Source organism: Rhodococcus sp. KRD162 (assembly GCF_017168335.1).
Taxonomy (GTDB): Bacteria; Actinomycetota; Actinomycetes; order Mycobacteriales; family Mycobacteriaceae; genus Rhodococcoides.
Genome location: NZ_JABFAU010000011.1, coordinates 1 through 7,169, shown reverse-complemented (window position 1 = coordinate 7,169; position 7,169 = coordinate 1). Strand labels below are relative to the sequence as shown.

At 64.7% G+C, this 7,169-nt stretch carries 8 protein-coding genes and 1 tRNA gene; 4 read left to right on the top strand and 5 right to left on the bottom strand.

Annotated features, from left to right (window positions below):
• Nucleotides 1-561 precede the first annotated feature (561 nt).
• The 5 genes from J1M87_RS14470 to J1M87_RS14450 all read right to left on the bottom strand — a co-directional run bounded on the left by J1M87_RS14470 (nucleotide 562) and on the right by J1M87_RS14450 (nucleotide 4,671).
• A tRNA-Ala gene (locus J1M87_RS14470) sits at nucleotides 562-634 on the bottom strand.
• A 56-nt stretch (nucleotides 635-690) separates the two neighbouring features.
• Complete coding sequence (gene glpR / locus J1M87_RS14465) at nucleotides 691-1,560, bottom strand: gephyrin-like molybdotransferase receptor GlpR (RefSeq protein WP_206490089.1); 870 nt, start codon at nucleotides 1,558-1,560, stop codon at nucleotides 691-693.
• Nucleotides 1,561-1,704: 144 nt separating this feature from the next.
• A complete protein-coding gene (locus J1M87_RS14460) occupies nucleotides 1,705-2,352 on the bottom strand; it encodes a GNAT family N-acetyltransferase (protein WP_206490088.1) in 648 nt (215 codons plus the stop codon).
• Nucleotides 2,353-2,424: 72 nt separating this feature from the next.
• Nucleotides 2,425-3,684: a gephyrin-like molybdotransferase Glp gene (gene glp / locus J1M87_RS14455; protein ID WP_206490087.1), complete on the bottom strand. Its 1,260-nt coding sequence runs from the start codon at nucleotides 3,682-3,684 to the stop codon at nucleotides 2,425-2,427.
• Nucleotides 3,685-3,717: 33 nt separating this feature from the next.
• Nucleotides 3,718-4,671, bottom strand: a complete 954-nt coding sequence (locus J1M87_RS14450; RefSeq protein WP_206490086.1) for a UTP--glucose-1-phosphate uridylyltransferase — start codon at nucleotides 4,669-4,671, stop codon at nucleotides 3,718-3,720.
• 107 nt (nucleotides 4,672-4,778) lie between these two features.
• Between J1M87_RS14450 and J1M87_RS14445 the strand changes: the two genes are divergently transcribed.
• The 4 genes from J1M87_RS14445 to mscL form a co-directional block, all read left to right on the top strand.
• Nucleotides 4,779-5,375, top strand: coding sequence for a 5-formyltetrahydrofolate cyclo-ligase (locus tag J1M87_RS14445; protein ID WP_307830813.1), 597 nt, complete (start codon nucleotides 4,779-4,781; stop codon nucleotides 5,373-5,375).
• Nucleotides 5,376-5,519: 144 nt separating this feature from the next.
• Nucleotides 5,520-5,873, top strand: coding sequence for an FmdB family zinc ribbon protein (locus tag J1M87_RS14440; RefSeq protein ID WP_206490084.1), 354 nt, complete (start codon nucleotides 5,520-5,522; stop codon nucleotides 5,871-5,873).
• Between the two features lie 89 nt (nucleotides 5,874-5,962).
• On the top strand, nucleotides 5,963-6,625 hold the full coding sequence (locus J1M87_RS14435; RefSeq protein WP_206490083.1) for an SAF domain-containing protein: 663 nt from the start codon (nucleotides 5,963-5,965) through the stop codon (nucleotides 6,623-6,625).
• A gap of 82 nt (nucleotides 6,626-6,707) precedes the next feature.
• Nucleotides 6,708-7,169, top strand: a 462-nt coding sequence (gene mscL / locus J1M87_RS14430) for a large conductance mechanosensitive channel protein MscL (RefSeq protein ID WP_307830832.1), incomplete at its 3' end; no start/stop codon positions are given.

Below are 7,169 nucleotides of genomic sequence, written 5' to 3'. Positions count from 1 at the left end.
TCGCAGCCCACAACGCACGTCCCCGCAACACAGCGGGGAGCACAGGGCAATTGGCCAGCGAGACAACCGACGACTGCCGCACCTGAAACACAGCCCAGCGGACATCGTCGGCTACGTACCTCCGCCACCAGCGCATGCGCAGAACCTTAGCCGCGCGCACGGAGCAGACCGGGTGGACACACCCAACACCCCACAGAGCCGACCAACAGCTTGGAAACTCGACCGAAGAACACCTCTTCATCCAATTCAGAGCTCGACTCGGTCTCTGAATCGATCAGGAAGTTCGATTCCGGCCACACGGTTTGATTGAAAGAGATACAAATACTCCTGGCCGCTCTTCGTGGACGGCTCTTCCAACACCCCTCACCAAGTAGGAGTCCCCGCATGGACATCTCTTCGTTCATCTCCAGCCTTCTGTCGACCGGAAGCTCCACCGGAAGCACGACCTCCAACATCCCGATCCTGGAGCTGCTCGGCTCCGGCTCAGCTTCCTGACAGTTCGACGTCCCCATGAAGAAGGCCCGGCCGACATCGTCGACCGGGCCTTTCTTCTCTGCTGTGTGGAGCTGAGGGGAATCGAACCCCTGACCTTCTCGATGCGAACGAGACGCGCTACCAACTGCGCCACAGCCCCTGTGCCGTCATCGGTGACCGGCTCGGTAACACTAGCAAAGCCGCTCGCGACAGCCGCTACGCGCCCTGCGCTCTCCGCACGTCTCGACCGTCGTCCCGCGCTGCCTGGAACGGCTCCTCGTAGTGGTTCAGATGCTCGAATTCGGGATCCTCGTCGTCGATCTCGAGCACCACGGCACCGGGTCGACGCAGACGCTGCGGCACGAGCTCGAGCTCTTCGTCGGTTTCCGATTCCACGCCGAGTCGGGACCGGCCCATGCGTGTGAGCCGGCGGCGGCGCACCTCTTCCTCGATCTGCACCTGACGACGCAGGTAGTACAGATAGCCGGCGAGGGCGGCCACGGACAGACCGCACAACCACCAGATCGTCGGGGAGATGATGAAGGCCAATGCCGCGGTGGTGATCGCTGCGAACACCAAACCCAGTACCGCGCGTTGACGGAAGCTGTATCGCGCTGCCCGGGCGATCTGGTCTGCCTCGGGGTCGAACCCACCGCGGCCGCGTCGGCGCGGCACGAAATCGTCGTCGACCACTCCGCGTTCGTACTCGGGAGGGTTACCGCGCAGAGGTTCCTGTGTCGGTCCGTCGCGATCGAGGTCGTTCTCTCCAGCGTGAGTGTCCATCGGGTCCTCCGCGGTACCGGGTAGATCGGGTGAGTCTGATCGAACAGTGGCGAATGTCGTACCGAAGATCTCGCTGGCCGGTGCCGAGACCCGAAGGTCGTCCTCGGGTCTCCAGTAGGGATCACTGCGGTGGCCGGTCGCGGGGCCTCGCTGCTTGCGCTTGGTGCCACCCCGATGCAGAACACGAGTGGCCAGGGCCGCGTCGGTCGTCTGCATGATCTGTGGGCGCTTGGTCATCAGCATGGGAAGAAGAACGAAGAGCCAGACGGCCACGAGACCGATCCAGATGATCGAGTTCGGCATCGGCGATGTTCTCCTCCCGTGGACGACGGCGACAGTGAAAGACGTCCTCAGGCTATGCGGAGGAAGTACGAGAACGACGCAGACGCGCCGACTCGAATTACACTCCTGTCACTTTGACCACACGAGTGCCCGGACACTCGGAGCTCAGGCCCACGCTGCCCGGCCCGAACGGACCAACCGATCGACGACGGTTCCCTGCACCTCACCGGCGGTGATCGCGACGAGCTTGTGATCGCGCCATTCACCGTCCACGTCGAGATACTTGTAGAGCAGGCCTTCTTCGCGGAAGCCGACATTGCGCAGTACGGCTTGGCTGGCGAGATTCTCCGGCCGCACCGTCGCTTCCACGCGGTGCAGCCCGACGGGGCCGAAGCAGTGATCGAGTCCGAGCGCGAGTGCAGCGGTCGCGACGCCTCTACCGTTGACTTCCTTGGACACCCAGTAGCCGATCCATGCCGACCGGAGCGCCCCGCGGACGATGTTCCCGGTGGTGATCTGGCCGCAGAATTCGCCGTCGACCTCGATGACCATCGGAAGCATGTGTCCCTTACGTGCCTCGGACTTGAGGCCGGAGCACAGGGTGGGCCACGAGGAGATGTGGTGCCGAGAATTCCAGCTGCCCTCGCCGCTGGGTTCCCAGGGCTCGAGGTGGGCACGGTCCTCGGTGCGGATCCGGCTCCAGGCGGCGGCGTCGCGCATCCGCACCGGCCGGAGTGTGACGGTTCCGGCCGCCACTCTCACTGGACCCAATTTCGCCGGCCAACCTGGGTGGCTCGACCACGTTCGCGGCATCAGACGATGGTATGCGCTGCGCGAAGCCGTGTGGTCGAGTGCCCTCTGCGGCGCTCGCGCATGCCCGTGGCGTCAGCCTCGCTGAGCCAGGAACGAGACCTTCACTTCTTCGCCGGTACGGATCTCGGTGACCTCCGGATCGATGACCACCAGGCAGTTCGCCTCGGCGAGAGTCGCCAGCAGATGCGAGGACGATCCGGGCGCGCCGCCGAGCGCCTGGACCAGGTACTCCCCGGTCCCCTCGTCGCGCATCAGTTGGCCGCGCAGAAATCCCTTGCGGTCCTCGATCGAGGTGATCGGTGCGACGGTTCGTGCCGTCACGGTCCGACGCATCGGCTGACGTCGGCCCAGGGCGATGCGAATCAACGGACGCACCATGACCTCGAACACCACGAGGGCACTGACGGGGTTGGCCGGCAGCAAGAAAGTGGGCACCTCGTCGCGTCCGAGTTGACCGAAACCCTGGACCGAGCCCGGGTGCATGGCCACTCGCTCGACCTCCATGTCGCCGAGCTCGCCGAGCGCCTCGCGCACACCGTCGGACGCCCCGCCCCCGACAGCCCCGGCGATGACGACGATCTCGGATCGAATCAGCTGACCTTCGACGACCTCGCGCATCCGCTTGGGGTCGGTGCTGACGATTCCGACGCGGTTGACGTCGGCTCCGGCATCGCGCGCTGCGGCGGCGAGTGCGTAGGAGTTGACGTCGTACACCTGGCCGGGACCGGGAGTTCGGTCGGTGTCGACCAATTCGCCGCCCACCGATATCACCGACAGTCGAGGCCGTGGATGCACCAGCACCTTGTCGCGGCCCACCGCCGCGAGCAGTCCCACCTGCGCCGCGCCGATGATCGTGCCCGCACGAACGGCAACGTCCCCGGGCTGTACGTCATCGCCGATCTTGCGCACGTAGTCACCCGAGCGGACCGGCCGGAACACCTTGACCCGGGCTCGCCCACTGTCCGTGCGATCGAGCGGCAACACGGCATCGGCCAGCGTCGGTAGCGGCGCGCCGGTATCGACACGCACTGCTTGACGCGGCTGCAGCCGAATGGGTTGACGCGAACCAGCGGATACCTCGCCGACGACGGGCAAGGTCAGATCGATGCGTTCGTCGTCCTCGTTGCGCAGGTCCGTTCCGGCGGCAGCGACATCCACGCTGCGCACGGCGTAGCCGTCGATCGCGGCCTGATCGAACCCGGGGAGGGGACGCTCGGTGACCACTTCCTCGGCGCACAGCAGACCCTGCGCCTCCGAAATGGCGACTCGAACAGGCCGTGGAGCCACCGCCGCGGCGGTCACCCTGGTCTGCTGATCTTCGACCGAGCGCATCTGGCCCTTCCTCTAGAGCATCGACCCGCGATGCTATTCGTACGTCGTCAGTTCCGGTGCCCAGCTGTCACTCAGGCGTTCGTTCAGCCACTCGCGCAGCGCCGGACCGTAATCGTCACGTTGCAAAGCAAAGTCAACCGCAGCGCGCAGGTATCCCCCGGGATTTCCGAGGTCGTGTCTCGATCCGCGGTGCACCACCACATGGACGGGATGCCCCTCGGAGATCAACAGCGCGATCGCGTCGGTGAGTTGCAGCTCGCCGCCCGTACCCGGCTCGATGCGCCGCAGAGCATCGAAAATTGCTCGATCGAGCAGGTACCGGCCCGCAGCAGCCAAGTTGGACGGCGCGTCCTCCCGCTTGGGCTTTTCGACCATACCGGTGACCTTGAGAACGTTCGGATTGACCGCATCGGGGACGATCTCGACGGAGAAGACGCCGTACGAGGAGACCTTGTCGTCGGGAACCTCGATGGCGCACAGCACCGAGCCGCCACGCTTGGCCCGCACCCGCGCCATCACGTCGAGCACACCACGAGGCATCACCAGATCGTCGGGAAGCAGAATGGCGACCGAGTCCTCGTCGTCGTCGAGGACTTCCTCGGCACACGCAACGGCATGTCCGAGCCCGAGCGGCTCCTTCTGAACGACCGATTGCACGTCGAGCAGCTTGGGGGCCACCCGCACCTTCTCGAGCATCTCGAGCTTGCCGCTGGCCTCGAGCTTGCTCTCGAGCACGAGATCCTCGACGAAGTGCGCAACGACGCCGTCTTTACCGGGCGAGGTGACGATCACGAGTCGATGAGCGCCGGAATCTGCGGCTTCACCGGCGACCAGTTCGATGCCGGGCGTATCGACCACTGGAAGTAGTTCTTTCGGAACGGTTTTCGTGGCCGGCAAGAACCGGGTACCCATGCCCGCTGCAGGAACGATTGCGGTGCGAAAGTGCGCAGGCGTGGTGGCGGTCGTCGCTGTAACGGCTTCTGTCATGGTGCTCACCCTATCCGTGGTTTCCGGTGGTCTGCTCGCCGTGTGCTGCGTTCTGCCCGTGAATGCATATGGTTGAACGACTGCACAGGAAGGACGGACGAATCACTGTGACCAATCCCGAAACGGCGGAGAGTACGCCCAAGAATCGGTGGCGGGCACATGTCCTCGCCGAACGCCGACTGCTCGACGATGCGCAACGCGCGACGGAGTCCTCCGCACTCTGCCATGTCCTGGCCGAGTTGGCTGTCGAACACCCGAACGTGGCCGCGTACGTGCCGGTCGGCCGGGAGCCTGGTTCGATCGAGATGCTCGACGCCATGGCCGCAGCCGGGTCGACCGTTCTGCTTCCGAGCGCACACGAACCCGGCCCATTGCGGTGGGTGCGCTACGACGGACGAGAATCGTTGGTGCGGGCACCGTTCGGGCTGCTCGAACCTTCGGGTCCGCTACTGGATCCCGACGCGGTCGCGGCCTGCTCACTGGTGCTCGTTCCGGCATTGGCGATCGATCGTCGCGGCACTCGATTGGGCCGAGGTGCCGGGTTCTACGATCGCACTCTCGATCTGTGCCGGTCCGATGCCCTGCTGGTCGGGGTGGTTCGCGACTCCGAGTTGGTCGAGGCTCTCCCGGACGAGCCCCACGACAGACGCGTCACTCATGCGCTGACCCCCGGCGGCGGGCTCATGCGTTTGAGGACGGAATAAGGCTCCGATTCGATCGGTTGGCACTCCTGACTGTAGAGTGCTAATGCTCTCCCCAGTTTCGACGAACAGACATAACACCGGCGGTGTTCGGCTTCGCCTCGTAGAGTGGCCAACCTCCTCGGTGACCAGCGCGGAGGAATCACGATGCCCACTTACTCATACGCATGCACCGAATGCGACAACCGCTTCGACATCGTTCAGTCCTTCACCGACGACTCGCTGACGGTGTGCCCTGCCTGCTCGGGCAAGTTGCGCAAGCTGTTCAACTCGGTCGGCATCGTGTTCAAGGGCAGCGGCTTCTACCGCACCGACAGCCGCGGCGGCTCCAGTACCTCGAGCGAGGGCTCAGGTGAGAACAAGTCCGGCGCTGCGGCTGCACAGTCGGACTCGAAGTCGGAGAGCAAGTCCGATTCCAAGCCCGCCGAGAAGAAGTCCTCGGATTCGTCGTCGAGCAGCTCCTCGTCCTCGTCCACCACGAAAACTGCTGCAAGCCAGTAGCTGTCCGCTTCATCCACAGGCCGGGCTGTTATCCACAGCCCGGCCTTTTCGGCGGCCTGGGCGCTCGGGTCGGCTCTACCGTTTCGACCATGGCCGCTGGCAAGAATCGACTCGACTCCACCCTGCTCGATCGCATCACGGTGCGCCCCGCATGGGTCGACTCGACGAAATTCAGACGCATCACGGCAGGAGCGTTGGTGGCGCTCGCCGCTGTTCTGTTCGCCCAGGACAGTATCGGCGACAACCGAGTACGTGTGGTCACCGCAGGACGCGACCTGACGCCTGGAACCGTACTGACCTCAGCCGATGTAGCCGTCGCGGAGTGGGATTCGGCCCTCGTACCCGAGGGTGCTCTGCTCGACACCGGGGGCGTGGACGGACAGACGCTCACCGGACCCGTACGCGCGGGTGAACTGCTCACCGACGTACGCCTACTCGGATCTCGGACGGCCACGACCGCGCTGGGGACCGAGGGACGCGTCGTGCCGGTGCATCTCGCCGACGCTGCCGTGACCGAACTCCTACGGGAAGGCGATCGCGTGGACGTGTTGACCGTCGAGTCTCGAGAAGACCCGAACGCCGTTCCTACCGCCCGTGTGTTGGCTTCGGGCGCGGTGGTCGTACTCGTCTCGGCCGACGCAGGTGGCACCCGGGCGCGAGATCGCGTGGTACTGCTGGCACTACCAACCGAGAACGCGACGGCCGTGGCGGCTGCATCACTGGTCAGCGCCTTGACCGTGACTGTGCACTGACGAGATGTATGCGGGGACGACGAGCCACATCTGAGTTAACGTTCCCCGAGGGAAAACAAACCGAACGATGGGAGACATGCTCGTGCTGAAGGGCTTCAAGGACTTTCTACTCCGCGGCAATGTCGTGGACCTCGCAGTTGCAGTGGTCGTCGGCGCGGCATTCACCGCCATCGTCACTGCGTTCACCACCAACATCGTCAACCCTCTGGTCGCGGCGGTCGGCGGCAGCAACGAACTCGGCTGGGGTGTCAGGATTCTGTCGGACAACGACGCCACGTTCATCAACATCGGTGCAGTCGTCACCGCGATCATCAACTTCATCATCATCGCGGCGGTCGTCTACTTCGTGCTGATCCTGCCGGTGAACACCGCGAAGAAGCGCTTCGTCAGTCAGCCCGCGAAGGAACTGAGCGACGTCGACGTGTTGGTCCAGATTCGCGACATGCTCGCAGGCGGAACCGTTGCGGGACAGAAACTGTCCACCTCCGCCGACACCACAGGAGGAAGCGGGGACGCGCTCGACTCGTCCGCCCCGGATCTCGGG